This is a genomic window from Stenotrophomonas maltophilia group sp. RNC7, from assembly GCF_030910085.1.
Lineage (GTDB): Bacteria > Pseudomonadota > Gammaproteobacteria > Xanthomonadales > Xanthomonadaceae > Stenotrophomonas > Stenotrophomonas sepilia.
In genome coordinates, this window is the sequence record NZ_JAVFVN010000140.1 from 1 (window position 1) to 457 (window position 457).

The 457-nt window shown below is 40.5% G+C and carries 2 protein-coding genes; both read right to left on the reverse strand.

What is annotated here, in order from left to right:
• On the reverse strand, positions 1–200 hold a 200-nt coding region (locus RCF13_RS01755), incomplete at its 3' end, for an aminotransferase class III-fold pyridoxal phosphate-dependent enzyme (protein WP_308140767.1).
• A gap of 37 nt (positions 201–237) precedes the next feature.
• On the reverse strand, positions 238–457 hold a 220-nt coding region (locus RCF13_RS01760), incomplete at its 5' end, for a DapH/DapD/GlmU-related protein (protein ID WP_308140768.1).

Here is a 457-nt window from a genome sequence, read left to right on the forward strand (position 1 = left end):
TTTGATGCTTGCTGTACCATGGCTTCCACTATTTTTTTGTCATGACCCAAATTGTTTACAGATATGCCCGCATACATATCCAAGTATCTATTCCCTTCCATATCATAAAGATGGGAACCTTCTGCTCTTTCAATTACAAGATTTCCTCTTTTGTAGGTATTCAGTATATATTCTTGGTCTTGCTCATGTAAAGTCTTCATGACACCCTCCTTCCTTTAGGCAAAAATGGATTTATTCCTATCTTAAATCCTCTAGTAGTTTTACTTTTTCCGCAGTCTTTTCATCTTTTTCTTTGATGACCCTTGCCGGTGTTCCTGCCACAACAGTACCTGCTAAAACATCACTTGTTACGACCGCTCCTGCTGCTACAACGGCTCCTTTTCCTACTCTCACACCTTCTAATATGACGGCATTGGCACCGATCATCACCTCATCTTCGATGATGACTGGCGTTTTA